16 protein-coding genes, 1 tRNA gene and 6 pseudogenes are annotated in these 25,789 nt (G+C 71.1%); 15 read left to right on the forward strand and 8 right to left on the reverse strand.

Features of this window, described 5'->3' with window-relative positions:
* Positions 1–90 precede the first annotated feature (90 nt).
* The 4 genes from GLX30_RS26435 (at position 91) to GLX30_RS26450 (ending at position 3,907) form a co-directional block, all read left to right on the forward strand.
* A complete protein-coding gene (locus GLX30_RS26435; protein WP_159692991.1) occupies positions 91–807 on the forward strand; it encodes a VWA domain-containing protein in 717 nt (238 codons plus the stop codon).
* A gap of 78 nt (positions 808–885) precedes the next feature.
* Positions 886–1,359, forward strand: a complete 474-nt coding sequence (locus GLX30_RS26440; protein WP_159692993.1) for a pyridoxamine 5'-phosphate oxidase family protein — start codon at positions 886–888, stop codon at positions 1,357–1,359.
* A gap of 596 nt (positions 1,360–1,955) precedes the next feature.
* Positions 1,956–2,159, forward strand: a complete 204-nt coding sequence (locus GLX30_RS26445) for a cold-shock protein (protein WP_005318814.1) — start codon at positions 1,956–1,958, stop codon at positions 2,157–2,159.
* Positions 2,160–2,509: 350 nt separating this feature from the next.
* The gene (locus GLX30_RS26450) at positions 2,510–3,907 is read left to right on the forward strand and encodes a DEAD/DEAH box helicase (RefSeq protein ID WP_244258289.1); all 1,398 of its coding nucleotides are present in this window, start codon (positions 2,510–2,512) and stop codon (positions 3,905–3,907) included.
* 78 nt (positions 3,908–3,985) lie between these two features.
* Here GLX30_RS26450 and GLX30_RS26455 read toward each other — a convergent pair whose 3' ends face one another.
* Positions 3,986–5,125: a DUF6596 domain-containing protein gene (locus tag GLX30_RS26455; protein ID WP_159695268.1), complete on the reverse strand. Its 1,140-nt coding sequence runs from the start codon at positions 5,123–5,125 to the stop codon at positions 3,986–3,988.
* 8 nt (positions 5,126–5,133) lie between these two features.
* Positions 5,134–5,541, reverse strand: a complete 408-nt coding sequence (locus GLX30_RS26460) for a YciI family protein (RefSeq protein WP_159692995.1) — start codon at positions 5,539–5,541, stop codon at positions 5,134–5,136.
* Between the two features lie 315 nt (positions 5,542–5,856).
* Here GLX30_RS26460 and GLX30_RS26465 point away from each other — a divergent pair.
* Positions 5,857–6,248 (forward strand): annotated as a pseudogene (locus GLX30_RS26465) (ribonuclease domain-containing protein).
* Between the two features lie 40 nt (positions 6,249–6,288).
* Positions 6,289–6,675, forward strand: a complete 387-nt coding sequence (locus GLX30_RS26470) for a barstar family protein (RefSeq protein ID WP_159692997.1) — start codon at positions 6,289–6,291, stop codon at positions 6,673–6,675.
* 59 nt (positions 6,676–6,734) lie between these two features.
* Here the strand turns inward: GLX30_RS26470 and GLX30_RS26475 are convergent, their stop codons facing one another.
* On the reverse strand, positions 6,735–8,273 hold the full coding sequence (locus tag GLX30_RS26475) for an ankyrin repeat domain-containing protein (RefSeq protein WP_159692999.1): 1,539 nt from the start codon (positions 8,271–8,273) through the stop codon (positions 6,735–6,737).
* A gap of 23 nt (positions 8,274–8,296) precedes the next feature.
* Positions 8,297–9,190, reverse strand: a complete 894-nt coding sequence (locus tag GLX30_RS26480) for a hypothetical protein (RefSeq protein ID WP_159693001.1) — start codon at positions 9,188–9,190, stop codon at positions 8,297–8,299.
* A gap of 297 nt (positions 9,191–9,487) precedes the next feature.
* On the opposite strand from GLX30_RS26480, the gene GLX30_RS26485 reads away from it, so the two are divergent.
* Positions 9,488–10,255 (forward strand): serine protease, encoded by a 768-nt coding sequence (locus tag GLX30_RS26485; RefSeq protein WP_159693003.1) that lies wholly within the window; start codon positions 9,488–9,490, stop codon positions 10,253–10,255.
* A 64-nt stretch (positions 10,256–10,319) separates the two neighbouring features.
* Here GLX30_RS26485 and GLX30_RS26490 read toward each other — a convergent pair whose 3' ends face one another.
* Positions 10,320–12,101: a beta-galactosidase family protein gene (locus GLX30_RS26490; RefSeq protein WP_159693005.1), complete on the reverse strand. Its 1,782-nt coding sequence runs from the start codon at positions 12,099–12,101 to the stop codon at positions 10,320–10,322.
* 114 nt (positions 12,102–12,215) lie between these two features.
* Between GLX30_RS26490 and GLX30_RS26495 the strand changes: the two genes are divergently transcribed.
* From GLX30_RS26495 to GLX30_RS26515, 5 genes and pseudogenes are all read left to right on the forward strand, one after another.
* On the forward strand, positions 12,216–13,103 hold the full coding sequence (locus GLX30_RS26495; RefSeq protein WP_159693007.1) for an AraC family transcriptional regulator: 888 nt from the start codon (positions 12,216–12,218) through the stop codon (positions 13,101–13,103).
* 11 nt (positions 13,104–13,114) lie between these two features.
* Complete coding sequence (locus GLX30_RS26500) at positions 13,115–13,441, forward strand: chorismate mutase (RefSeq protein ID WP_159693009.1); 327 nt, start codon at positions 13,115–13,117, stop codon at positions 13,439–13,441.
* 126 nt (positions 13,442–13,567) lie between these two features.
* Positions 13,568–16,059 (forward strand): annotated as a pseudogene (gene pepN / locus GLX30_RS26505) (aminopeptidase N).
* A gap of 544 nt (positions 16,060–16,603) precedes the next feature.
* A pseudogene (locus tag GLX30_RS26510) lies at positions 16,604–17,962 on the forward strand (pyridoxal-dependent decarboxylase); the annotation flags it as partial.
* A gap of 1 nt (position 17,963) precedes the next feature.
* A complete protein-coding gene (locus tag GLX30_RS26515; RefSeq protein ID WP_159693011.1) occupies positions 17,964–19,379 on the forward strand; it encodes a SidA/IucD/PvdA family monooxygenase in 1,416 nt (471 codons plus the stop codon).
* An 18-nt stretch (positions 19,380–19,397) separates the two neighbouring features.
* Here the strand turns inward: GLX30_RS26515 and GLX30_RS26520 are convergent, their stop codons facing one another.
* On the reverse strand, positions 19,398–21,209 hold the full coding sequence (locus GLX30_RS26520) for a 5'-nucleotidase C-terminal domain-containing protein (RefSeq protein ID WP_159693013.1): 1,812 nt from the start codon (positions 21,207–21,209) through the stop codon (positions 19,398–19,400).
* 315 nt (positions 21,210–21,524) lie between these two features.
* Between GLX30_RS26520 and GLX30_RS26525 the strand changes: the two are divergent.
* Both GLX30_RS26525 and pyk read left to right on the forward strand, forming a co-directional pair.
* Positions 21,525–22,205, forward strand: a pseudogene (locus GLX30_RS26525) (SIMPL domain-containing protein); the annotation flags it as partial.
* Between the two features lie 134 nt (positions 22,206–22,339).
* A pseudogene (pyk, locus tag GLX30_RS26530) lies at positions 22,340–23,762 on the forward strand (pyruvate kinase).
* Positions 23,763–23,775: 13 nt separating this feature from the next.
* Here the strand turns inward: pyk and GLX30_RS26535 are convergent.
* A pseudogene (locus tag GLX30_RS26535) lies at positions 23,776–24,398 on the reverse strand (helix-turn-helix domain-containing protein).
* 78 nt (positions 24,399–24,476) lie between these two features.
* Positions 24,477–24,559: transfer RNA gene (locus GLX30_RS26540), tRNA-Leu, on the reverse strand.
* A 95-nt stretch (positions 24,560–24,654) separates the two neighbouring features.
* Between GLX30_RS26540 and GLX30_RS26545 the strand changes: the two genes are divergently transcribed.
* Positions 24,655–25,311 (forward strand): response regulator, encoded by a 657-nt coding sequence (locus GLX30_RS26545; protein WP_159693015.1) that lies wholly within the window; start codon positions 24,655–24,657, stop codon positions 25,309–25,311.
* The last annotated feature ends 478 nt before the right edge of the window (positions 25,312–25,789 follow it).

Below are 25,789 nucleotides of genomic sequence, written 5' to 3' on the forward strand. Positions count from 1 at the left end.
TGCCCCGGTTCCGGAGAAGGGCGGGGTGGGGAACTGGCCCTGTACGGGCGGATATTGTCAGGGCGTCCGCATCGACGAAACGGAGCCCGCATGCCCGTCAGCCTCCAGAAGCTCGAGCAGCGCGCCCCCGCGCTCGTCAGCCTCTACAAGACCGCGGGTGTCTCCCTCCAGAAGCACGGCATGCACGGGCAGCGCGCCGCCGTCTATCTCGTCGTCGACTATTCGGGGTCGATGAAGGACTACTACAAGGACGGCAGCGTCCAGGCCCTCGCCGACCGGGTTCTCGGGCTGTCGGCGCATCTCGACGACGACGGCACCGTGCCCGTCGTGTTCTTCTCCACGGACGTCGACGCGGTCACCGACATCGCCCTGGAGAACCACCACGGCCGGATGGACGAGATCGTGTCCGGTCTCGGGCACATGGGGAAGACCAGCTATCACCTGGCCATGGACGCCGTCATCGACCACTACATGGACAGCGGGTCGACCGATCCGGCGCTCGTCGTGTTCCAGACGGACGGTGGGCCCATCAACAAGCTCGCCGCGGAGCGCTATCTCTGCAAGGCCGCGAAGCTCCCCCTGTTCTGGCAGTTCGTCGGCTTCGGCAACAAGCGAAGCTCGCAGTTCGACTTCCTGCGCAAGCTCGACGAGCTCGCGGTCCCCGCCAAACGCCCTGTCGACAACGCCGGCTTCTTCCACGCGGGGCTCGACCCGCGGCAGGTCCCGGACGCGGAGCTGTACGACCGGCTGGTGGCCGAGTTCCCGCAGTGGCTGGCGGCCGCCCGCGCCCAGGGCATCGTCCGCTGAGTTCCCGCGCCGGTCACTCCTCGCGGACACCGGGAAAATCAGACAGAAGATGACTGGTTTCCGGTGTTCGATGAGGTCATGACGCAATCCAGCTGGGCCGCCTTCGTGACGGCGGAGCCCGAGTTCGCCGAATCCGTACAGCACCGCTTCGAGAAGTACCGGCACCACGTGCTGGCGACCCTGCGCAAGGACGGTTCGCCGCGGGTGACGGGTCTGGAGGTCACGTTCCGCTTCGGTGAGCTGTGGCTCGGCATGATGCACGGCTCCCGCAAGGCGCAGGACCTGCTCCGTGACCCCCGGTTCGCGCTGCACTCGAACCCGGGCGTGGACGACTCGATGGACGGTGGCGACGTGAGGATCTCGGGGCGCGCGCTCGAGGTCACCGAGCCGGCGGAGAAGGCCCGTTTCACCGAGGACGTGAAGCCGCCGGAGCCGTACCACCTGTTCAGGGCCGAGCTGACCGAGGTGGTGCGGACGTCCGTCGAGGGTGACGAGCTGGTGGTACGTCACTGGGGCCCGGGCGGGCCGGTCCGCACCCGGCGGCGCCGCTGACGCCTGCCGGCCCCGAGGCGCCGGTACGGTGCGCCGCCTCCTGGTACCGGCTCAGCGGCCTGCACAATCCTGACGAATCGCCCGCCGGTACCCGTCGACCATGCTGGACGGGACCGCGCTGCGAGCGTAACGGGGACCCGCCGGGGAGGAGTTGGTGTCATGGCCGAGGCGTACCTCTTCCAGGCGGCACGCACGCCGGTGCCCCCGTCGCGGAGGTCCGGCCGGGGTGAGCGTCCCGGCGGAGGAGCCGTCGCGCCGGGTCACCCGCTCGGCGCAACCGGGGCGGAGATGATGATCAAGCTGCGCCACGGAGCCGGACCGGACCGGCACCCGCTGTGGCCTGCGGATCGTGCGCGAAGGCAGTGGTCAAGAGGACGTGACGATCATCAAGCGTGTCTGATCCACGACTTCTCCGCCTCGGCGTGCTACGGTGGCGTAGTTGCAGTTTTGGTACCCATGAACTTTGTGTGCGCCTGACGGGAATGCTTCCTCAGGCGCACATTATTGTTTCCGGCTTTTCCGGATGGGGGTCAATGCAGCGACGGGAAATTCACGAGGTGTGGATTTTCGGCTTGCCCCTGTTTTAGGAGAATGACATGGCTACTGGAACCGTGAAGTGGTTCAACTCGGAAAAGGGCTTCGGCTTTATTGAGCAGGACGGCGGCGGCGCCGACGTCTTCGCCCACTACTCCAACATCGCCACCTCGGGCTTCCGCGAGCTCCAGGAAGGCCAGAAGGTGACGTTCGACGTCACGCAGGGCCAGAAGGGCCCGCAGGCGGAGAACATCCTCCCGGCCTGATTGCCGGGCGCGTATCTCGCAGCTCCTGCAGCCGGGGCCCGCACCTTCGTCGGTGCGGGCCCCGGCTCTTGCTGTCCACAGGCCCCAGGAAGGCACACTCCGCATGAACCGCTCCGAACGACCGGACCGCTCCGCCGCCAGGTCCGCCCGGCCGGCCCGCAGGCGCCCGGCCGAATCCGGCGCCGGAAACCGCCCCGGCTCCGGGATCCGTCCCGGCAAGGGGACCGGCTCCGGCAGGGGATCCGGCTCCGGTAAGGCGAGCGCCCGCAGCGCGGCGCCCCGCAGGAATTCACCCTGCCGGAAACCGTCACCCCGCGCTGCCCGCCGTCACGGCGTTCGACGAGCTGGACATGCCCGCCGCCCTGCTGAAGACCCTCGCGGCCCAGGGCGTCACCGAGCCCTTCCCGATCCAGGGCGCCACCCTCCCGAACTCCCTCGCCGGCCGGGACATCCTCGGTCGTGGCCGCACCGGCTCGGGCAAGACCCTCGCCTTCGGCCTCGCGCTGCTCGCCCGTACGGCCGGCCGCCGCGCCGAGGCGCGGGCGCCCCTCGCGCTCGTCCTCGTGCCGACCCGCGAGCTCGCGCAGCAGGTCACCGACGCCCTCGCGCCGTACGCGACCTCGACCCAGCTGCGGATCGCCACCGTCGTCGGCGGCATGTCCATCACCAAGCAGGCCGGGGCGCTGCGCCGCGGCGCAGAGGTGCTCGTGGCCACACCCGGACGGCTCAAGGACCTCATAGAACGCGGTGACTGCTCCCTGGGCGACGTCGCGATCACGGTCCTCGACGAGGCCGACCAGATGGCCGACATGGGCTTCATGCCGCAGGTCACGGCGCTGCTGAAGCAGGTCGAGCCGGACGGGCAGCGGATGCTCTTCTCCGCAACGCTCGACAAGAACATCGACCGGCTCGTGCGGATGTTCCTCACCGATCCGGTGGTGCACTCCGTCGACCCGTCCGCCGGTGCCGTCACCACGATGGAGCACCACGTCCTGCACGTGCTGGACGAGACGGACAAGAAGGCCGTCGCCACGCGTATCGCCGCCCGCGACGGCCGGGTGATCCTCTTCGTGGACACCAAGCGGTCCGCGGACCGGTTCGCGAAGCGGCTGCTGGCCAGCGGTGTACGGGCAGCCGCCCTGCACGGCGGGCGCTCGCAGCCGCAGCGCAACCGCACCCTTGACCAGTTCAAGAACGGCCAGGTCACCGCGCTCGTCGCCACGAACGTCGCGGCCCGCGGCATCCACGTCGACGACCTGGACCTGGTCGTGAACGTCGACCCGCCCGTCGACCACAAGGACTACCTGCACCGCGGCGGCCGCACCGCGCGGGCCGGCGAGTCGGGCAGCGTCGTGACGCTCGTCCTGCCGGAGCAGCGCCGCGAGATGACCCGCCTGATGGCGAACGCGGGCATCAGCCCCAGCACGGCACGGGTGAAGTCGAGCGACGAGGAACTCAGCCGGCTCACGGGAGCGCGTGAGCCGTCCGGCGTGGCCGTGACCATCGAGGTCCCGCAGCCGGTCGTGACCGCTCCCTCCTCCACCGGACGCCGGCGTCCTGCGCGCCGGCGCGGTGAGGGAACGGGTGCGGCGGAGGCGCCGCGGGCGGCTCGCGCCGGATCCCGTGGCTCTCGTGGGGGCGCCCAGGCGTCCCGTGCGTCGGGTGCGTCCGGCGCCGTCGAGGCGTCGCGGAACTCGGCCGCCGGGCGTGGGCGCGCGAGGCGCGGCGGCAGGGGCACGGTGGGCTGACGCGGCACCGGGACCCCTTGAGGGGACCGCTGTCGGACAGGGCCGCGCCGGGGCAGATCCGTGCGCGGCCCGTCACGGTCACAGGCGGGCGTTGAGCCGGGCGGCCCGGCGCGTCAGGTGGTCGCGCTCGGCGAGGTTGGGTGCCTTCCGGGCCGCCTCGGCGTACAGCCGTGCCGCCGTCGCCAGGTCGCCGTCGCGCTCGTGGAGGTACGCCGCCACCGCCGCGTGGCGGGGCAGGGACTCGTCCAGCGCCGCGAGCTCCGCCAGACCGGCGCGCGGTCCGTCGGCCTCGCCGACGGCCACCGCACGGTTGAGCCGGACGACCGGGCTGTCGGTCAGGCGCGCGAGCTCGTCGTACCACTCGACGATCTGCACCCAGTCGGTCTCCCCGGCGGTGGGCGCGTCGGCGTGCAGTGCCGCGACGGCGGCCTGGGCCTGGTACTCGCCCAGCCGGTCGCGGGCGAGGGCCGCCTGAAGGATCCCGACGCCCTCGGCGATCGACCGGGTGTCCCACCGGCCGCGATCCTGCTCCGCGAGCGGCACCAGACTGCCGTCGGGCGCGGTCCGGGCGGCCCGCCGGGCGTGGTGGAGCAGCATGAGGGCGAGCAGCCCCGCCACCTCCGGGTGGTCGATCGCGGCCGCGAGCTGCCGGGTGAGCCGGATGGCCTCGGCGGCCAGGTCGACGTCGCCCGAGTAGCCCTCGTTGAAGACCAGGTAGAGGACGCGCAGCACGGTGGCGACGTCGCCGGGCTGCTCGAACCGCACGCCGGAGACGGTGCGCTTGGCCCGGCTGATGCGCTGCGCCATGGTCGCCTCGGGCACCAGGTAGGCCTGGGCGATCTGGCGGGTGGTCAGCCCGCCGACGGCACGCAATGTGAGCGCGACCGCGGACGACGCCGTCAGCGACGGGTGGGCGCACAGGAAGTAGAGCTGGAGTGTGTCGTCCACCGCGGGGGAGGGCCCGGGCGCAGGCTCCTCTTCGACGAGGTCCTCACGCCGGCGGCGGGCGGTGTCCGCCCGCGTCGCGTCCAGGAACTTGCGCCAGGCCACGGTGACCAGCCAGCCCTTCGCATCCCGCGGAGGGTCGGCAGGCCAGACGCGGACCGCCTCGACCAACGCGTCCTGCACGGCGTCCTCGGCCGCCGCGAAATCGGCTCCGCGGCGGACGAGGACGCCGAGCACGCTCGGCGTAAGGCTCCGGAGCAGGGCCTCGTTCATCGGAGAAGTCACTCCGTGATGGTGGGCGGCGCGGTCAGGAAGGGGCGCAGCTCGAGCCACTCGTGGATCGGCTTCCCCCCCGCGCCGGGGGCGGCCGACAGCTCCCCGGCCAGTTCGACGGCTCGCTCGTAACTGTCGACGTCGATCACCATCCAGCCGGCGATGAGGTCCTTCGTCTCTGCGAACGGGCCGTCGGTGACCGGAGGGCGCCCCTCACCGTCGTACCGGACGAACGTCCCCTCGGGGGCGAGCGCCTGACCGTCGACGAACTCGCCGGTCTTCTCGAGCCGGTCCGCGAAGTCCTGCATGTACTGCATGTGGGCCGAGATCTCCTCCGGCGTCCACCGGTCCATGGGCACGTCGTTGACCGCCGCAGGGGCGCCGCGGTAGTGCTTGAGAAGCAGGTACTTGGCCATCGTGTTCTCCTCGGTGCTGTGCGACCCATTGTGGTCGCGTTCACTGCAGGGACGGAGCCGGTCACCGGTTCTCGACATCGCCGTCCACATTTTTTTCGGCTCTCCTGGATGATCCCGGCCGAGCCGTCTCGCGGTGGCCCGGTCCGCGGCGTGGCGCGCGGGCGGGGCGACGGCCGCAGGGGCCCGGTGGGGGAACCGGGGGCGCGCGGAGAGCGTGTGAAGATCGGCGGTCACAGTTCCCGTCCTCGGTGAACGTCCGGGGAATTCACGGCAGTTGACGTTGACCCGTCAAGGTCTACGCGCATCAATCGACGTATGCGAATCCCCCCACGAATCGCCACCCTCGGTGGCATCGCCGCCCTCGTCCCGGCTCTCCTGATCGGCGGGCAGACCGCCACGGCCGCCCCGCCGGGGCGCTCGCTGTCGGTGACGTCTGCTACTCGGCCCTGCCGAGCCAGGCCCACGACACGCTCGATCTGATCGAGCAGGGCGGACCGTTCCCCTTCGAGCAGGACGGCACCGTCTTCCAGAACCGCGAGGGCATCCTGCCGTCGCACTCGACGGGCTACTACCACGAGTACACCGTCGTCACCCCCGGCTCACCGACCCGTGGCGCGCGCCGCATCGTCACCGGTGACGCGCACCAGGAGGACTACTACACCGCCGACCACTACGCGTCGTTCGACCTCGTCGACCACGGCTGCTGAATCCGGCCCGCCGTCCGGCGCTGCCGATAGCCTCCGCCCCATGACGACGACCTATGTGATCGAAGGGGCGGAGGTCACCGGCCTGGACAGCTTCTGGAAAGCGGTCGGCGAAGCCGTCAACGGTCCTGGCGGCTACTTCGGCCGCAACCTCGACGCCCTCGCCGACTGTCTGAGCGGCGGCTTCGGTACCCCGGACGACGGTGACTTCGTCTTCGAATGGCACGATCACGAACTCTCCCGGCGGGCACTCGGCCGGGAGGAGACCGTACGGCAGCTGGGGCTCCGGGCCCAGCGCGTCCCTCCCGCCGACCGGGCAGAGGTGCTGGAGCACCTGGCACGGGTACGGGCGGGGCGGGGGCCGACCGTCTTCGACTGGATCGTGGAGGTCTTCGAGGAGCGTGCGCCCGGCAGGCTCCGACTCCGCTGAGGCGCGCACGGGGCAGGCCTCGAAGCCCTGCCGCCCGGCGCACGGCGGGCAGTGAGCCGTCACGGGCGGCGCGGCAGGGTCCCCTCGAGACGGCGCCTGAGACGTTCGTCCCGCAGGTGGCGTACCGCGTTGGCCGCCGTGTCGTGGGCGTAGCCGTCGGGGTCCTCGTCCGCGAGCAGCCGCACCAGTACGTCCTCGGCCCGCGGGTCCTGGCGCATCGCCAGTCCCCTGGCAGCCTCGGCCACGGTCTCCGGGTCGGGGTCCTCGGCCCGGGCGGCGAGCGCGTCGCGGATCTCGGGCGTGTCCGCGTCGACGCCCGCCAGTGCCGTCGTCGCCCAGTCCCGTACCGGCGCCTGCTCGTCCCTCGTCAGCGTGATCAGCGTCCGTACCGCCTCGGCATGGTCCCCGGGCACCAGCCCGACGAGCGCCAGCGCCACCCGCAGGCGCACCGCGGCGTCCGGGTTGTCCGCGTGCCGAAGGATCTCGGGGAGAGCGGCCGGATCGCCGTGGTGGCCGAGCCCGAGGAGCACCGCCTGGAGCAACGCGGGATCCGTCGCCTCCCGGGACAGTTCGCGCAGCATCGGCAGGGCCCGCGCGGTGAACGGCCGCTCGACGTGCCCGTCCGGCCCCGCGGTGAAGCCCAGCCGGCCCAGCACGTCGGCGGCGAACGTCTGCCGCAGGACGTCGTCGCTCGCGCACCAGGCGGCGGCCTCCCGGAAGGTCTCCTCGTCGCCGCGCCGCCACAGCGCCGTCACCGCTTCGATCCACTCGTCCCGTTCCGGGCTGCCGTGGAGCAGGGCGCGTTCCGCCAGGGCGGCGTACGGGGTGCGCAGGCCGAGCCGCTCCTCGAGGAGCGTGGCGATCGCGCCGTGGCCGGTCTGCTGCTCGTTGCCCGCCGTCGGCCTTCCGTCCTGCAGCACCTCGACCACGACGGTCGCCCCGCCGTCCTCCTCGACGCGCCGCGACACCGTCTCGGCCCCGGGGTCGTACGCGAGCAGCCCCCGGCGCAGTTCCTCCTCCACGTCGAGCGTCATCCACCGGCGGGCCTCCTCGAGGGCCTCTTCCAGCGTCTCGGCCCGTGCACCGGCGCCGTGCCGCAGCAGGGCCCGCACCGTCGAGGGCGACCCGCGGCGGGCGGCGAGCACCAACGGCGCCTCGCCGGCCGGGCCGGGCAGATCGGGGTCGGCGCCGTACTCCAGCAGCGCCTCCACCGTCTCTGTGCGTCCCTGCCCGACCGCCCAGATCATCGCGGTGAAGCCCAGCAGCTCGCGGCGGTCGGGAGCGGCACCGGCGGCGAGCAGCGCCCGCACGGCCTCGGTGTGCCCCCAGACCGCGGCCCCGCACAGCGGCAGGTCGCCGTCCTCCGGGCCGCAGGCGCGGTCGGGATCGGCGCCGGCGGCGAGCAGCAGCCGTACGATCCCCGCCTCGTTGCTCGTCGCCGCCAGATACAGGGCGGTCCTGCCGTCCTCGTCGGTGCTCTCCGGGTCCGTGCCCGCCCGCAGCAACCGCACGACGGCGTCGTCGTCGCTGTTGTAGAACGCCTCGGACAGTTCCCGCGCCGCCGCGGCCGGTTCCTGCGCCGCCGGTTGGTTCGTCATGGTCCGACCCTACGGAAGCAGGGTCAGGTGTCGCATTCGAGAACGGTCCGGCACAGCCCGCAGCGGGCCCGCACCCGCCCCTGCACCGGCACCCGGATGCGCTGGTGGCAGGTGGTGCAGGGGAAGGACACCCGTAGCCCCTCCGGCCCGTGCTCGAAGGCGTAGGCGAACGGTCCGGACGCCGCGACGCCCGGATGGTCCCTGGCGTGCCGGCGGTCCTTCGCGTAGCGGAGCCTGCCCAGCCGGCCGGCCGTGGTCAGCGGGGGCTGCTGCGCCTCGAGGAGCGCCTGCGCACGGCCCCGGGTGTACGCGTGGTACGCCTGCGGGCTGGTGAACCAGGTCCGCGGGTCCTCGTCGAAGGCCATCGCCCGCCCGGCGAGGACGTAGCCGAACTCCTCGGGGGTCAGGTAGCCGAGCTTCTGGCTGGAGACGGCGTCCTCGCGGAAGGCGTCCAGCAGCAGCCAGCCGGCGCCGAGATACGTGGTCACGGTGTCGGTGAGGATCTCGTTGTCCCGGGTGCCCGGGAACGACAGATCCAGCCGGTGCAGCAGAACATGCGTGATCTCGTGCGCCAGGGCGGCGCCGATGTCCCGGCGGTGGGTACGGAACCGGTCGTTCAGTTCGATGAAGTACTCGGGTCCGGCGGTCAGTTCGACGCTCGCCGCGTGCTCCATCTCCCGGAAGCTGACGATCACCCGGGCGTCCGGGAGCCGCAAGTGGCGCACGAGGGCGCGGGCGACGCGCTGTGCCCCCAGATGGAGGTCGTCGCTGTCGCCGAAGGCCACGTCGGCGGGCAGCACGCTGGGCGCGTAGGTGAGCACGCTCTCGGCGGAAAGCCGCCGGTACAGCGCGGTGATCGCCGACCGCACGGTGTCCAGGTGCGGGAAGCCGTGCACGACCTGGCTGCCGTTCCCCACTCCCGTACCCCCATGCCTCCCGTACGGCTTCCGCGTCCCCGCGGCTCCCGGTCCGCCGTGCCCGGCGGCCCGCCCGAGCAGGCTTCAACTCTACGGCGAGGAGGGTGCGGGGCCGGCGGCCGGAGAGGACTGGCCGAAAGGCGCTTCTTGTGGTGTCCGCTACCCGGGTCTCATACTCCGGACAGCGTCTTGTCGAGCACATGTCACCAATGGGCTCACCCAGCAGTATCGCCCAGCGGTGCCGAACAGCCCTGCCCGACCGGACGTTCCCCTCAACCCCCCACGAGAGGCAGTCAGTTGAAGCTTCTTAGCGCGCTCAAGAGATGTGTCGCCGCCGGTGCCGTCATCCTCGCCGCCGTCAGCCTCCAGCCCACCTCCGCCTCCGCCGCCGCTCCGCCCGTGGTCGGCGGCACCCGCGCCGCACAGGGTGAGTTCCCGTTCATGGTCCGGCTCTCCATGGGGTGCGGAGGCGCCCTCTACGCCAAGGACATCGTCCTCACCGCAGCACACTGCGTCAGTGGCTCCGGCAACAACACCAGTATCACGGCCACCGCCGGCGTCGTGGACCTCCGGAGCTCCAGCGCCATCAAGGTCCGCTCCACCAAGGTCCTGCAGGCCCCCGGCTACAACGGCACGGGCAAGGACTGGGCCCTGATCAAGCTCGCCCAGCCCATCAACCTGCCCACGCTGAAGATCGCCGAGACCACCGCGTACAACAGCGGCACCTTCACCGTCGCCGGATGGGGCGCGGCCCGTGAGGGAGGCGCGCAGCAGCGCTACCTGCTCAAGGCCCAGGTCCCGTTCGTCTCCGACGCGGCCTGCGGGCAGGCGTACGACGAACTCGTCGCGAACGAGGAGATCTGCGCCGGCTACAACCAGGGCGGCGTCGACACCTGCCAGGGCGACTCCGGCGGACCCATGTTCCGCAAGGACAACGCCGGCGCCTGGACCCAGGTCGGCATCGTCAGCTGGGGCTACGGCTGCGCTCGGGCCGGCTACCCCGGCGTCTACACCGAGGTTTCCACCTTCGCGTCCGCGATCAAGTCGGCGGCCGCCGGCCTGTAGAGAACCTCGCAGAGAACCGGACACGGCGGAGGGGCAGGCCGACGGCCTGCCCCTCCGTCACGGCTCACCCCGCCCGTACGGCGGCTTCCGCCGCCACGCACTCCAGCCGTACGGCGGCCTCCGCCGCGGCGCACTCCAGCTCCAGCACCCACACCTCGTTGGCGCCGGCGCGTAGCACCGGCCCCGGCACATACAGCGGCCTGACCGGCCCCGCCGACCAGTAGCGCCCCAGGTTGAACCCGTTCACCCACACGAACCCCCTGGTCCAGCCCGGCAGTTCCAGCGCCGCGTCACCCGGCTCCGCCACCTCGAACGTCCCCCGGTACAGGCCGGCCGCCGCCGCCGGAGGGGCACCCCACGGCATCCCGGCCAGCGCCGCCGGCGCCTCGAACGCCTCCAGCCGCAGGGCGCACGCCCGGACACCGTGCAGGAACTGCCGCTCGTGCAGCACCCCACCGGTGATGCCCTTCGGCTCGCCCGTCAGGGGCCCGTAGTTGACCCGACCCAGGGACTCGACCCACAGCTCCACCGACGCCGGTCCCGCCACCGGCACCCCCAGCGCCGGCGACCCGCTGTCCAGCACTCCCGCCCGCACCCCGTCGACGAACACCACCGCGCGGTCGCGCAACCCCGTCACCCGCAGCGGACAAGGCTCCCGCGGCCCCGGGACCTCGACCCGGTAGCGCACCACACCACGCCCGACACCCAGCTCTTCGAACGTCAGCGGCATCGGGGCCTCGCACTCGTCGTCGCCGAGCAGTCGCAGCACCGTCTCCGGCGGAGCCCATTCGGCGAGCTCCACCCGCACCGGGGCCGACAGGACCGCCGGAGCCGGCGGAAGCTCCGGCAGCGGTCCTTCCTGATAATCGGCGAGGATCTCCCGGAAAAGCCAGAATTTCTCCGTCGGCCGGCCCGCCTCGTCGACGGGCGCGTCGTAGTCGTAGGACGTCACCGTCGGCTGGAACTCGCCGTCGTGCAGCTCACCGGAGCGGTTCGCGCCCGCCCAGCCACCGAAACTCGTTCCGCCGTGAGCCATGTACACATTCACCGAAGCGCCGGCGTCAAGGATCTCCCGCAGCGCCCGCGCCGCGTCCTCGGAGTCCCGGCGCGCCGGCTCGGCCCCCCAGTGCTCGAACCAGCCGCACCAGAACTCCATGCACATCAGCGGCCCCGTAGGACGGTGCCGGCGCAGCGCCGCGAACGCCTCCCTGGCGCCGGACCCGAAGTTCACCGTGGCCGGCACACCGGGCACCGAACCGCCCGACAGCATGTGGTCCTCCGGACCGTCGGACGTGAACAGCGGCACGCCCACCCCGCACGACCGCAACAGCTCCACCAACTGCCGCAGATAGCCGCCGTCCGAGCCGTAACTGCCGTACTCGTTCTCCACCTGCACCATCACCACGGGCCCGCCGCGGGTGATCTCGCGCTCCACCACCTGCGGCAGCAGCCTGGTGAACCAGCGCTCCACATGTCCCAGATACTCCGGGTCCTCCGTACGCGCCCGCCGCCCGACCCGGCCGGTCAGCCAGAACGGAAGACCGCCGTTCTCCCACTCGGCGCAGATGTACGGACCCGGCCGCACGATCGCCCACATCCCCGCCGCGTGCACCGCGTCCAGGAACCGCCCCAGCGCCCCGTCGTCCGCGTACCTGCCCGGCTCCGGCTCGTGCAGATTCCACGGGACGTACGTCTCCACACAGTTGAGACCCATCGCCCGCAGCATCGACAACCGGTGGCCCCACTGGCCCTCGTGCACCCGGAAATAGTGCAGCGCCCCCGACAGCAGCCGCACAGGCCGCCCGTCCAGCAGGAAATCCGTGTCACCCACGGTGAAGTCAGCCACCGGCCCGTCCCTCTCTCGCAAACCGCCGCCCCCACGATCACCCCTGGCGCGCAGCCGGTCCATGGACAAAGATCAGCTCTCCTTGGACTGGCCGGGAAGGAGCGACGAATCGGCATGTACCACACCTGGATGCGCTATTTCACCCCGAGTCCGCTGCACCACCGGCTGGGACTGGTGTGCCTCGGCGTCGGTCTCCAGCACGGCAGCCTCCCCACCGTCGGCCCCCGCACCCTCGACCACCACGTCGCCGTCGTCATCAGCGCCGGCAGCGGCTGGTACCGCGCCTCCGACGGTCGGCGCACCACCGTCACCGGCCCCGCCCTCATCTGGCTCACCCCCGGCGTCCCCCACCACTACGGGCCCGACCCCGGCGCCGGCTGGGACGAATCGTTCGTCGACTTCACCGGCCCCGCCACCACCACCTACACCGAACTCGGCTATATCGAACCCGACCGGCCCGTCGTACCCCTGTCCGACGCCGCCGGTGCACGGGCCGCCGTCGGCAAGATCGCCCGCGCCGCCCGCCGCGGCAACCCCCTCCTCGAGGTGGAGACCGGCGCCGCCGTCCACGAACTGCTCGTCGCCCTGCGCCGCGCCCGCGCCGACCTCGGCCCCGACGGAGACCCCGTCCTCACCGCACTCGCCCGCGACGCCTTCCGGCCGATGTCCGTCGCCGAACACGCCGCCCGCCACGGCATGACCCCCGCCGAACTGCGCACCGCCGTACGCCGCGGCGCCGGCTGCAGCCCCAAGGACTACCTCCTCGGGATCCGCCTCGGCCGCGCCAAGGAACTCCTCGCCGCCACCGACCTGCCCGTCGCCGCCGTCGCCCGCCGCGTCGGATACGAGGACCCGGCATACTTCTCCCGCCTGTTCACCCGCCGCGTCGGACTCGCCCCCGTCCGCTTCAGGGACCAGCAGGGCAGGGCCGTACCCGGCGGCTGGAGCACCCGCGTCCCGGACCCTGAACACCCTCCGACCATAGGCGCCCGGCCGACGTAAGCTCCCTGACCATGACCACGAGTGACATCGACGAATCCGTGCGCGCCGAGCTCGACCGCCTGCGCGCGAGCATCGACAACATCGACGCCGCCGTCGTCCATATGCTCGCCGAGCGATTCAAATGCACCCAGCAGGTCGGCCACCTCAAGGCCCAGCACCACCTGCCGCCCGCCGACCCCGCCCGCGAGGCCCGCCAGATCGCACGGCTGCGCCAGCTCGCGGAGAGCGCGAAACTCGACCCGGCGTTCGCGGAGAAACTGCTGAACTTCATCATCGCCGAGGTGATCCGCCACCACGAGCAGATCGCCGACCAGCCCGGCGAACGCCCACAGCACTGAATCACCCGATCCGCGCGCCGCGCCGCCCGTCCCGCCCGAACGCCCGCGCGCGGGGGCGCGGGTGTGCGCTGACAGCGCAACCACCACCCCGTGTGCCGACCCGGGCCCATCAGGCAGCATGGGCCCATGTCCGTACTGACGCGCGACGAAGCGCAGACCCGAGCCCGGCAACTCGACGTACACCGGTACACGATCGACCTCGATCTGACCACCGGCGACGAGACCTTCGACTCCCGAACCGTCATCCACTTCACCGCGACAGCGGCCGGTGACACCTTCGTCGAGATCAAGCCCGCCGAACTCCGCTCCCTCACGCTCGACGGACACCCCCTCGACCCCGCCGCCCTCGCCGAGAACCGGATCCCCCTGACCGGCCTGACCGCCGGCGAGCACGAACTGCGCGTCGACGCGCGGATGAGCTACTCCCGCACCGGCGAAGGCATGCACCGCTTCACCGACCCCAGCGACGGCGAGACCTACGTCTACACCCAGCTGTTCATGGACGACGTCCAGCGCGTCTTCGCCGCCTTCGACCAGCCCGACCTCAAGGCCGTCTTCGAACTCTCCGTCACCGCGCCCGAAGCGTGGACCGTCCTCGGCAACGGCGTCGCCACCCACCACGGCGAGGGCCGCTGGACCTGCGCGCCCACGCCGCTGCTCTCCACCTACCTCGTCGCCGTCGCCGCCGGACCCTGGCACTCCGTACGCACCGAGCACGCCGGACTGCCCTTCGGCATCCACTGCCGCCGGTCCCTCGCCCCCTACCTCGACGCCGACGCCGAAGAACTCCTCGACATCACCCGGCAGTGCTACGACCGCTACCACGAGAAGTTCGAGGAGCCCTACCCCTTCGACTCGTACGACCAGGCCTTCGTCCCCGAATTCAACGCCGGCGCCATGGAGAACCCGGGCCTCGTCACCTTCCGCGACGAATTCGTCTACCGCTCCGCCGTCACCGACACCCAGCGCCAGACGCGCGCCATGGTCATCGCCCACGAGATGGCCCACATGTGGTTCGGCGACCTCGTCACCCTCAAGTGGTGGGACGACATCTGGCTGAACGAGTCCTTCGCCGAATACATGGGCTACCAGACCCTCACCGAGGCCACCCGCTTCACCGACACCTGGACCGACTTCGCCATCGCCCGCAAGTCCTGGGGATACGACGCCGACCAGCGGCCCTCCACCCACCCTGTCGCCCCCGACCCCGAAGCCGTCCCCGACACCGCCTCCGCGATGCTCAACTTCGACGGCATCTCCTACGCCAAGGGCGCCTCCGCCCTGCGCCAGCTCGTCACCTGGCTCGGCGAGAAGGACTTCCTCGCCGGCATCAACACCCACTTCGCCCGGCACAAGTTCGCCAACGCCACCCTCGCCGACTTCATCGACTCCCTCGCCGGAGCCACCGACCGCGACGTGCACGCCTGGGCCGAGTCATGGCTGCGCACCACCGGCGTCGACACCCTCACCCCCGCCGTCACGGACACCGCGGGCGGCTGGACACTCACCGTCGAACGCGACGGCAGCCGCCCCCACCGCATCGCCGTCGGCGCCTACGACGCCGACCCCATCGACCCCGGCCGCCTCGTCCTGCGCGACCGCCTCGAGATCGACGTCCCCGAGACCGGCAGCACAGCACCCCGCCCCGGACGCCGCCCGGCCCTCCTCGTCCTCAACGACGGCGACAACACCTACGCCAAGGTCCGCCTCGACGCCGCCTCCTGGGCCGTCGTCGTCGACTCGCTGTCCGGTATCCCCGACGCCCTCACCCGGGCCGTCGTCTGGAACGCCGCACGCGACATGGTCCGCGACGGCGAACTCGCCCCCACCGCCTACCTCGAGACGGCCGGCACCCACCTGCCCCACGAGAACGACCTCGCCATCGTCCAAGGCGTCCTCACCTTCGCCGCCGGCCAGATCGCCGACTGCTACCTCACCCCGACCAGCGCCCCGCCGCGCTCGCCACCCTCACCCGCATCAGCCGCGCCCTGCTGCGCCGCACCGAGGACGGCAGCGACCCCGGCCTGCGCCTGACCGCCGTACGCCACTACATCGACGCCGCCACCCAGCCGGAGCCCATCCAGGAATGGCTCACCGAAGGCAGCGTCCCCGGCGGCCCCGAGCTCGACCCCGAACTGCGCTGGCGCGTCCTGACGCGCCTCGCCGTCCTCGGCGCCACCGACGACGCGGCCATCACCGCCGAACTGGAACGCGACCCCAGCGCCACCGGACAGGAAGGCGCGGCCCGCTGCCGCGCCGCCCTCCCCACACCCGAGGCCAAGGCCGCGGCCTGGGCCCGGCTCTTCACCGGCGACGACCTGTCCAACTACCTGTTCGCGGCCACGGCGCAAGGCTTCTGGCAGCCCGAACAGGCCGACCTCGTACGCGAGTACGTCCCGCGCTTCTACCCCGACGCGGTCGCCCTCGCCGCCCGCCGCGGCCCGGCCATCGCCGAAGCCTGCGGCCGCTACGCCTTCCCTGTCCACGCCGTCGACGCCGAGGCGCTGGGCGCGGGGGAGGCATGCCTGGCCGGGACGGACATGCTCCCGGCCCTGCGCCGCAAGCTGGTCGACCAGATCGACGACCTGCGCAGGGCCCTGCGGGTCCGGGGAGCGTGACGCTTCCCCACCCCGCCCCTACGGCCTGGCGGCCGTGGTGAACCCCATGTCCCGAACCGGGCTTCGCCCGGGCCCCCGTACCGCCCTGCCGGCGGCGTACCGCGCTTCGCGGGGTGCCCTCAGCGCCGGGCGGGCTGACTTTGTCAGCCCCGCCGGCGTTCGAGGCGCGGGGCCCGGGGCAGAGCCCCCGAAACACCGCGCGGAGCGCGGTACGGGTCCGGGCGGAGCCCGGTTTCGAGGAGGGGCGGGTAGGGGAAACGGTCCGCGCATCGGCTGCGCCCCCGGCAGCGGACGACGCGCCCGCCCAGCGGCCACGCCGCTGGGTATCGCTCCCCGCGGCGGCACGTGCCTGCCCGGGCAGCCTTCGCAGCGGCCCGACCCCGCCCGTAGCAGCCGCCCGCCCCCAACCCCTCCCTCACGCAAGGCGATACCACTTTCGGGTTCCGATCGTTGAGATCTGCGGGCGCCCCGCCGGCCCCCTCGCCACCGTGGGGTGACACCCCTGGTGTCACACCCCCCGCGCCTCGCCGAAGGACCCCGCCTCATGAACACCCCGCCCCTCGCGGGAGGAATCACCGGCCCCGACGCCCTGCGCCCCCTGCTCGCGCTCGTGCTCGACGCACTCGGCGAAGGCGCGATCGCCCGCGGCGGCCCCGTACCCGCCGGCGGGCCGGACGCCGTCGCCGCACAGATGCGCCAGAGCCTCGGGGACGTGCTTCCGGAGCACGGCGCCGGCGCCGCCCCCGCCCTCCGCACCCTCGTCCGCGCCGTCGCCCACGGCGCCGCCGACCCGGCCGATCCCCTGTGCGCGGCCCACCTGCACACGCCGCCCCTCGCACTGGCCGTCGCCGCCGACCTCGCCGCCTCCGCGCTCAACCCGTCCATGGACTCCTGGGACCAGGCACCCGCGTCCTCCGAACTGGAGGCACAGGTCACCCGCGTACTCGCGGCGGAGGTGTACCCCGGGCACACCGCCCCCGACGCGATCGTCACCACCGGCGGCACCGAGTCCAACCAGCTCGCCCTCCTCCTCGCACGCGAGCGCGGCGGCGCACCGGTCCAGGTCGTCTGCGACGACAGCGCCCACCACTCGGTCGGCCGCGCCACGTGGCTCCTGGGACTGCCCCGGCCGCTCACCGTTCCCCTGAACGACCCGGCCGCACTGGACGACACACTGACCCGCCTCCACGGCCCGGTCCTCGTCGTCGCCACCGCGGGCACCACCGACACCGGCCGCATCGACCCCCTCGGCCGGATCGCCGACCTCGCCGACCACCACCGCGCCGAACTGCACGTCGACGCCTCCTACGGCGGCCCGCTCCTCTTCAGCACCGAACGTCGCCACCTCCTCGCCGGCCTGGAACGCGCCCACTCCGTCACCCTCGACCTGCACAAACTCGGCTGGCAGCCCGTCGCTGCCGGACTCCTCGCCGTACCCGACACGACCCGCCTCACGCCGCTCGGCCACACCGCCGAATACCTCAACGCGGAGGACGACACCGACGCCGGCCTCCCCGACCTCCTCGGCCGCTCCCTGCGCACCACCCGACGGCCCGACATCCTCAAGATCGCCGTCACCCTCAAAGCTCTCGGCCGCACCGGCCTCGCCGCCCTCGTCGACCGCACCTGCGCCGCCGCTCACGACCTCGCGGACCTCGTCGACAAGAACCCGCGCCTGGAGCTCTACGAACGGCCGACCCTCTCCACCGTCCTGTTCCGGCCCAACGGCGCGAGCGACGAACAGACGGCGGACATCCGGCGCGCCCTGCTCGTACAGGGCCGCGCCGTCCTCGGCCGGGCCCGCGCCGACGGCCGGCTCTGGCTCAAGGCCACCCTGCTCAACCCCCACACCGCCAACGGCGCCCTGCAGACCCTCACCGACCTCGTGGAAGGCAGCACCCCCGATGACCGCCACACCACCGCCCCAGCAACCCGACCGCCCCTACGACCTCGTCGGCGTCGGCATCGGCCCGTTCAACCTCTCCCTCGCCGCACTCGCCCACGGCGTCCCCGGCGGACTCGCCACCACCTTCTTCGAGCAGCGGTCCACCTTCCGGTGGCACCCCGGACTCCTCATCGAGGGCGCCACCCTCCAGGTCCCGTTCCTCGCCGACCTCGTCACCCTGGCCGACCCCGCGAGCCCCTGGTCGTTCCTGAACTACCTGCGCGCCCGCGACCGGCTCTACCCCTTCTACTTCGCGGAGCGCTTCCACATCCAGCGCGCCGAATACGACGCGTACTGCCGCTGGGTCGGCGACAACGTCCCCGGCCTGCACTTCGGCCACCAGGTCGACGCCGTCCGCTGGAACACCGAACGCGACCTGTTCGAGGTCGACTTCACCCAGCTCGACGCCGACGGCGAGGCCGAAGCGCTGGGCCGCGCCTACACCCGCAACGTCGCACTCGGCGTCGGCACCGAGCCGTACGTACCCGAACCGCTGCGCCCGCTCGCCGATGCCCCCAGCGTGCCCGTCCTCCACTCCGCCGACTACCTGGAGCACCGCGAACGGCTCCTCACCGCGGAGCACGTCACCGTCATCGGCTCGGGCCAGTCCGGCGCCGAAGTCTTCCTCGACCTGCTCCGCGCCCGCCCCGCCGGGGCCGAGAAGATCCACTGGCTCGCCCGCACCGAAGCCTTCACACCCATGGAGTACTCGAAGCTCGGCCTCGAACACTTCACCCCCGACTACACCCGCTACTTCCACGCCCTGCCCGAAAAGGTCCGCAGCGAGCTGCTGCCCCGCCAATGGCAGCTCCACAAAGGCATCGACGCCGGCACCATCACCGCCATCCACGAAGAGCTCTACCGCCGCAGCCTCCACGGCGGCTGGCCCGACGCCGTCCTCACACCCGGCGTCACCGTCCGCACCGCCGGCCGCGTCGCCACCACCCGGGTCGAGCTCCACCTCGAACACATCCAGCAGGGCACCCGCTCCCGCCTCACCACCGACGCCGTCGTCCTCGCCACCGGCTACCGCGAACGCCCGCTCACCCGGCTCCTCGCCGGCATCGACCCCTACATCCGCCGTGACCGCGCCGGACGCCCCCTCGTCGACGGCGAATTCCGCCTCGACCTCGACCCCGCCGTCAGCGGATCCCTCTTCGTCCAGAACGCCGAACGCCACACCCACGGCGTCGGCGCCCCCGACCTCGGGCTCGCCGCCTGGCGCAGCGCGAGCATCCTCAACTCACTGACCGGCAAGGAGCCCTACCCGCTGCCCCGCCGCACCGCTTTCACCAGCTTCGGCCTCCAGCAGCAGGAGGCGCCCGGCATTCCCGGCCAGACGCCCCCGATCACGCCACTGGAATCACAGCGCTAGACAACCCACGGGGGAGGTCTAGAACACCGGCACGCCGTCCCGGGTCAGCTTCCAGCCCACCGAAGCGAACTCCGACGGATCCACCGAACCCTTCGCCTGCACCCACGCGATGATCGTGTTCCGGATCTCCTCCGAATTCGCCCACAACTGCTGCGCCGCGGCGATGTGCGGGAAATTGCCGCCCCCGCTCGCCCGGTAGTTGTTCACGGCGAACACGAACCGCGCAGCCGGGTCGACCGGCGCACCCTCGAAGGACAGCTTCACGATCCGCGAACCCGCCGGCTTCGCGATGTCGACCTCGTACGTCAGACCCGACACGGCGTCGTAGTTGTAGTCCGGTGTCCCGTTCGCGTTCGTCAGCTTCGACGTGTCCACCGGCGCCCCCGCCGGAGTCTGCACGTAGTACCGGGCCGAGAACTCCAGGTACTCCTTCAGCTGCGCACCCGTCATCAGCCGCGCCTCGAGGGTGTTCTCGAACGGGTACAGCCCCGCCGCGTCCTTGATCGTCACCTCGCCCGCCGGGATCGCCGCCGTCCTGGAGAAGCACGACGCCTGCGACAGCACCGGCAGAGCCGCGTATTCGCCGCCCGCCAGCGCCGCCTTCACCGTCTCGGCCTGGACATGGTTGATCAGGTCGATGATCGGCTCGTCCTTCCACGGCGCGTCGGCCGTCGACATCGCCGCCGTAGAGGTGCCGATGACCTGGTTGACGTACGCCACGACCTTCTTGTGCTCGTCACCCAGCAGACCCGTGATCTCCGGGTCCTCGGGGACCGTGTTCGAGTTCAGGACCTTCGCCCCCACCCGCTCCACCACCCAGCGGCCCTTCTCCCACACCAGGTCGAAGTCGAACAGCGTCAGCCGCTGCCCCCACTTCAGCGGCTCGGACAGAACCACTTGCTGACCGGTCTCCTTGTTGGTGACGAAGTACTCCGGTATCTCGGTGTGCGCGTGCCCCACCAGAATCGCGTCGATACCGGGCACCTGCTCGGCCACCAGACCCGCCGCGTTCTCCACGTACGGCAACTGGTCGCCGTACGAGGACGTGCCGCTGGAACCGGAATGCGCCGAGACGACGACCACGTCCGCGCCCATCGAGCGCAACTTCGGCACCCACTTCGCCGCCTGCTCCTCCAGGCCGGGGAAGACCATCTTCCCGCTCACGTTCTGCTTGTCCCAGATCGCGATGCCCGGATTCGTCAGACCGAGAACGGCCACCCGCACATCACGCCCGTGCGGCGTGCGCAGCCGGTGCATGCTGTACGGCGGGAACGCGGGCCGCAGCGTCTTCGCGTCCAGCGCGTTCGCACCGAGCAGCGGGAAGTCGCACTGCTCCTCGAACTTGCGCAGCACCGGAATGCCGTAGTTGAACTCGTGGTTGCCCAGCGCCGCGGCGTCGTAGCCGATGGCGTTCATCGCCTGCGCCATCGGGTGCACCGGACCGCGCTCGGCCGTGATCGGGTCGACCTTGGCGTAGTAGTACGACAGCTGGGTGCCCTGGATCGTGTCACCGGCGTCGATCAGCAGCGTGTTGCGCCGGCCCTTCTCCTCACGGATCCGGTTCACCAGCGTCGAGATCTTCGCCAGGCCCACGTCGTTGTGCGCCTTGTCGTCGAACTCCTTGTCCGTGAAGTAGTCCCAGTTGAAGACATTCCCGTGCAGATCGGTCGTCCCCAGCACGGTGAACGAGTATCGCTTCTGCGGACGTCCGCGCCCATGGTCCTTGCCCCGCTCCTCGGCCACCGCGGGCGCGGCAGCGGCACCCGCGACAGCGACACCCGCCCCGGCGGCGGCCGTCCGCTCCAGGAACGTCCTACGGTTCAGCGGCATTTCGTCTCCCTCGATCACATGCACAACGCGCGTAGATTCTGGCCCAATCGCCACCCCCGCAACACCCCTGCCAGGTTTCGATCCGATGTCCGGCCGGGGCTCGGGCCGGCCACCGGAGCCGCCTCCCGATCCCGCCTCCCCACGGCGGCTGCCGATCCCGCCTCCCCACCGCGGCTGCCGATCCCGCCTCCCGACCGCGGCTGCCGGATCCGGCTGCCGGACCCGACTGTCCGACCCGGATGCGAAAGTGGGACGACCGGCCCGCCGCACGAGGGAGACACCCATGGACGACGCCACACCCCCGCGCCCACCGCCCCGTACGCCACCCCCGAACAACCACGCGTCGCCGTACGCGGCGAGGCACGCATCGAATTCGACCCCGAGATCGCCCGCATCGGCATCACCATCAGCGCCCGCGGCAAGGACCGGCGCACCGCCCTCGAAGACCTCACCCGCCGCAACGCCGCCGCGCTCGACCTCGTCAAGTCGTACGGCCAGGCGGTCGAAAAGCTCGAGACCGGAGCCTTCTCCGTCACACCCCAAGTCACCCAGCACGGCCGCGGCGAACGCATCCACGCCTACCACGGCCGCGTCCACATCACCGCCGTACTGAGCGACTTCACCGCCCTCGGCGAGCTCACCACCCGCCTCGCCGACCTCGAACTCACCCACGTCAACGGGCCCTGGTGGTCACTGCGCCCCGACTCGCCCGCCCACGGTGAAGCCCGGCGCCAAGCCGTACGAGAAGCCGTCCAGCGCGCCCGTGAATACGCCGAAGCCATCGGCGGCCGGCTCTCCGCCCTCGTCGAACTCGCCGACATCGGAGCCGAAGCCGCCCCGCCCCGCTACGCGATGCCCGCCCCGCCCGGCAGCGCACGAGGCTTCGCCGGAGCCGCCGGCGCGGAGGCCGCACCCGCCCTCGACCTCGAACCACAGCGCCAGACCGTCTACGCCCAGGTGAACGCGCGCTTCACCATGACGCCGCCGAAATTGTGAGCGGACGGCGCCCCCTGCTCATCCGAGCACCCCTGCGCACAATTCAACACTTGTCAATAGCCCTTCATGCAAAGGTTGTTGAGTAGTCACGCACGCCCAATTCTCTACCGACCGGTAAGCCATAGGCTCGAAACATGCGCCGAGCAAAAATCGTCTGCACCCTGGGCCCCGCAACCGACACGTACGAGCAGATCAAGGCACTCGTCGACGCCGGAATGGACATCGCCCGCTTCAACCTCAGCCACGGCACCTACGCCGACCACGAGGAGCGCTACCACCACGTACGAAAGGCTTCCGACGAAACCGGCCGCAGCGTCGGCATCCTCGCGGACCTTCAAGGCCCGAAGATCCGCCTCGGCCGCTTCCGCGAGGGACCCGTACTGCTTGAACGCGGCGACACCTTCACCATCACCACCGAGGACATCGAGGGCGACCGCCACATCTGCGGCACCACCTACCAGGGACTCGCCTCCGACGTCAGCCGCGGCGAGCGCATCCTCGTCGACGACGGCAAGGTCGCCCTCGAGGTCACCGCCATCGACGGCCCCCGCGTCACGACGACCGTCGTCGAAGGCGGCATGGTCTCCGACCACAAGGGCCTCAACCTCCCCGGCGTGGCCGTCTCCGTCCCGGCCCTCTCGGAAAAAGACATCGAAGACCTCCGCTGGGCGCTCGGCATCGGCGCCGACGTCATCGCGCTTTCCTTCGTCCGCAGCGGCAACGACATCGACGACGTCCACCGCGTCATGGACGAGGAAGGCCGCCGCCTCCCCGTCATCGCCAAGGTCGAAAAGCCGCAAGCGGTCGAGAACATCGACGACATCGTCGCCGCGTTCGACGGAATCATGGTCGCCCGCGGCGACCTCGGCGTCGAAATGCCCCTGGAACAGGTACCGATCGTGCAGAAGCGGGCCATCAAGCTCGCAAAGCGCAACGCCAAGCCGGTCATCGTCGCCACCCAGATGCTCGACTCGATGATCGACAATTCCCGCCCCACCCGCGCCGAAGCCTCCGACGTCGCCAACGCCGTCATCGACGGCACGGACGCGGTGATGCTCTCCGGCGAGACCAGCGTCGGCAAGTACCCGGTCGAAACGGTCCGCACCATGGCCCGCATCGTCATCGCGGCGGAAGAGGACGTCCTCGCCAAGGGCCTCCCTCCGCTGACCGACCGGAACAAGCCCCGCACGCAGGGCGGCGCCGTGGCCCGCGCGGCCGCCGAGATCGGCGACTTCCTCGGCGCCAAGTTCCTCGTCGCCTTCACCCAGTCCGGCGACACCGTCAAGCGCCTCTCCCGCTACCGCTCCCCGATCCCCTCCTCGCCTTCACTCCCGACCCGCCACCCGTTCCCAGCTCAACCTCACCTGGGGCGTCGAGACCTTCCTCGGCCCGCACGTCGAGTCCACGGACGCGATGGTCGCCCAGGTCGACGAGGAACTGCTGCGCATCGGCCGCTGCCGGCGGGGCGACATCGTGGTCATCACGGCCGGCTCCCCGCCGGGCGTCGCGGGCTCGACGAACCTGGTCCGCGTGCACCGCATCGGCGAGAGCCTGTAGCGGCGGGGGAGGTTCAGTACTTCGGCCCGACGTGCGCGTCCATGAGGACGACGGACGTGCGTCGGGCCACGGAAATGTTGTAAGGGCTGCCGTTGCGGGCGCAGCACGTCCACTCGACGCCGAGCTTGTCGAGTGTGTCGGTGAAGAGCTGCCGGATGTCGTCGGAGACGTTGGTGAAGAAGTACCGGGGGTACTCGTAGCGCTTGCGCTCCCCCTTGACGAGCCGAGTGGTCCAGTTCACGTTCCGGCAGCCGTCGGAATGGACGAGCCCTCGGACGAACTCCCACGGGTGAGCGTCGAGAATCTCCTGTTGCCAGGGCTCAAGAGTGATCTTGCGCTCGTGCTTTCTGCCGGGGCCGTGCTGGGGGAACAGGCACCACAGGTGCTTCGAGTAGAGCTTCATTTCATGGCTCCCCTTGCGCTGCACCCGGCACACCGCGTTGTTGCGGAAGACGTTTCGCATGGCGTCCTCGCAGGCGTCCATGAGTCCTGGCCATGTGTCGTCGCAGAAGAGTGCTTCCAGTAGCTGACTGTGCCGCTGGGAACATCGAGTATGCGTGCGACATGAGCGTTCGCGGCACCGGCCCGAAGGAGCGTGATCGCCCGGTGACGTGTTCCGGGCGGGTGAAAGTGCATGGAATTACATTCAGCCATTCACCCCCGCCCTGAGCAGCGAAAAGCGGACATTCACGAGAAGGTGAACGTCCGCTTCGGTGCCCGGTGTGGGATTCGAACCCACATGCCCTAAGGCACGGCATTTTGAGTGCCGCGAGTCTGACCAGTTCCTCCAACCGGGCAGGGTGGGAGCTGCAAGGGAGTGTACCGGGTCCGCGCTGTCCGCCGCCGCTCGGTAGGCTCTTGTCGAGCACCCTGCCTTGAAACGAGGAGCCCCGTGACCGCCCCCGAGTCGCCCCAGCCCGCCGCCGATGACGACGACAAGTCGCACGTCCCGCCCCTGACGACACGTGTCGTCATCGCCGAGGACGAGGCACTCATCCGGCTCGATCTCAAAGAGATGCTCGAGGAGGAGGGGTACTCGGTCGTCGGCGAGGCCGGTGACGGGCAGCGGGCCGTGGAGCTGGCGCGGGAGCACCGGCCGGATCTGGTGATTCTCGACGTGAAGATGCCCGTGCTCGACGGGATCTCCGCGGCGGAGAAGATCGCGGAGGAGTCCATCGCGCCGGTCCTGATGCTCACCGCGTTCTCGCAGCGCGACCTCGTGGAGCGGGCGCGGGACGCCGGTGCCATGGCGTATCTGGTGAAGCCGTTCAGCAAGAGCGACGTCGTGCCGGCGATCGAGATGGCGGTGTCGCGGTTCACCGAGCTCAAGGCGCTCGAGCAGGAGGTCGCGGATCTCTCGCAGCGGCTCGAGACGCGCAAGCTGGTGGATCGGGCGAAGAGCATTCTGCAGACGCAGTACGGGCTGACGGAGCCGGCGGCGTTCCGGTGGATCCAGAAGACGTCGATGGACCGTCGGCTGTCGATGCAGCAGGTGGCGGAGGCGGTCATCGAGGACGCCGAGGAGAAGAAGGCCGCGAAGGGACAGTAGTCGGCGGCAGGGCGCTCAGCGGTCCGGAGGACGGGCGGTGGGGCACCGTCACCTACCGGACAAACAGCTGGAATTGCGGCGGGCCCCCGGTCACTTGATGACCGGGGGCCCGCCGCTGTTGTGGGGGAAGTTGTGAAGGTCGTTTTCGATTCTGCCGCGCGGTGGACCGTCCCGCGCTACGGTGACGCGACCCGGCCGGAGAGGTGCTGTCCGGTGAGACGGAGGTGCTCTGTGCGGCGTGGGGGCGAGGTTGCGCGGGGGTGTGTTCCGGCCAGGTCGTGTGAACGGGGGCGGGGGGAACGTCGCAGTTCAGAGCGTTGCCGGGGGCGGCAGAAATGTGGTCGTGAAGATCATGTGCGCGTTTGTCGGGAACTTGTGGATCACTGCTGACATGTCCGGTCGCCGGTAAGGAGTGTTCTGTTTCCGGCACATGACTCAGGTCACAGGGCGATCACACATCTTCCGGTCACCTATCCGT

The organism is Streptomyces sp. Tu 2975 (genome assembly GCF_009832925.1).
In the GTDB taxonomy this organism is placed as follows: domain Bacteria; phylum Actinomycetota; class Actinomycetes; order Streptomycetales; family Streptomycetaceae; genus Streptomyces.

Coding starts and splice junctions, on each gene's coding strand:
- GLX30_RS26435 (WP_159692991.1), top strand. CDS start 91: ATGCCCGTCAGCCTCCAGAAGCTCGAGCAGCGCGCCCCCGCGCTCGTC.
- GLX30_RS26440 (WP_159692993.1), top strand. CDS start 886: ATGACGCAATCCAGCTGGGCCGCCTTCGTGACGGCGGAGCCCGAGTTC.
- GLX30_RS26445 (WP_005318814.1), top strand. CDS start 1,956: ATGGCTACTGGAACCGTGAAGTGGTTCAACTCGGAAAAGGGCTTCGGC.
- GLX30_RS26450 (WP_244258289.1), top strand. CDS start 2,510: ATGCCCGCCGCCCTGCTGAAGACCCTCGCGGCCCAGGGCGTCACCGAG.
- GLX30_RS26455 (WP_159695268.1), bottom strand. CDS start 5,125: ATGAACGAGGCCCTGCTCCGGAGCCTTACGCCGAGCGTGCTCGGCGTC.
- GLX30_RS26460 (WP_159692995.1), bottom strand. CDS start 5,541: ATGGCCAAGTACCTGCTTCTCAAGCACTACCGCGGCGCCCCTGCGGCG.
- GLX30_RS26470 (WP_159692997.1), top strand. CDS start 6,289: ATGACGACGACCTATGTGATCGAAGGGGCGGAGGTCACCGGCCTGGAC.
- GLX30_RS26475 (WP_159692999.1), bottom strand. CDS start 8,273: ATGACGAACCAACCGGCGGCGCAGGAACCGGCCGCGGCGGCGCGGGAA.
- GLX30_RS26495 (WP_159693007.1), top strand. CDS start 12,216: ATGTACCACACCTGGATGCGCTATTTCACCCCGAGTCCGCTGCACCAC.
- GLX30_RS26500 (WP_159693009.1), top strand. CDS start 13,115: ATGACCACGAGTGACATCGACGAATCCGTGCGCGCCGAGCTCGACCGC.
- GLX30_RS26515 (WP_159693011.1), top strand. CDS start 17,964: ATGACCGCCACACCACCGCCCCAGCAACCCGACCGCCCCTACGACCTC.
- GLX30_RS26520 (WP_159693013.1), bottom strand. CDS start 21,209: ATGCCGCTGAACCGTAGGACGTTCCTGGAGCGGACGGCCGCCGCCGGG.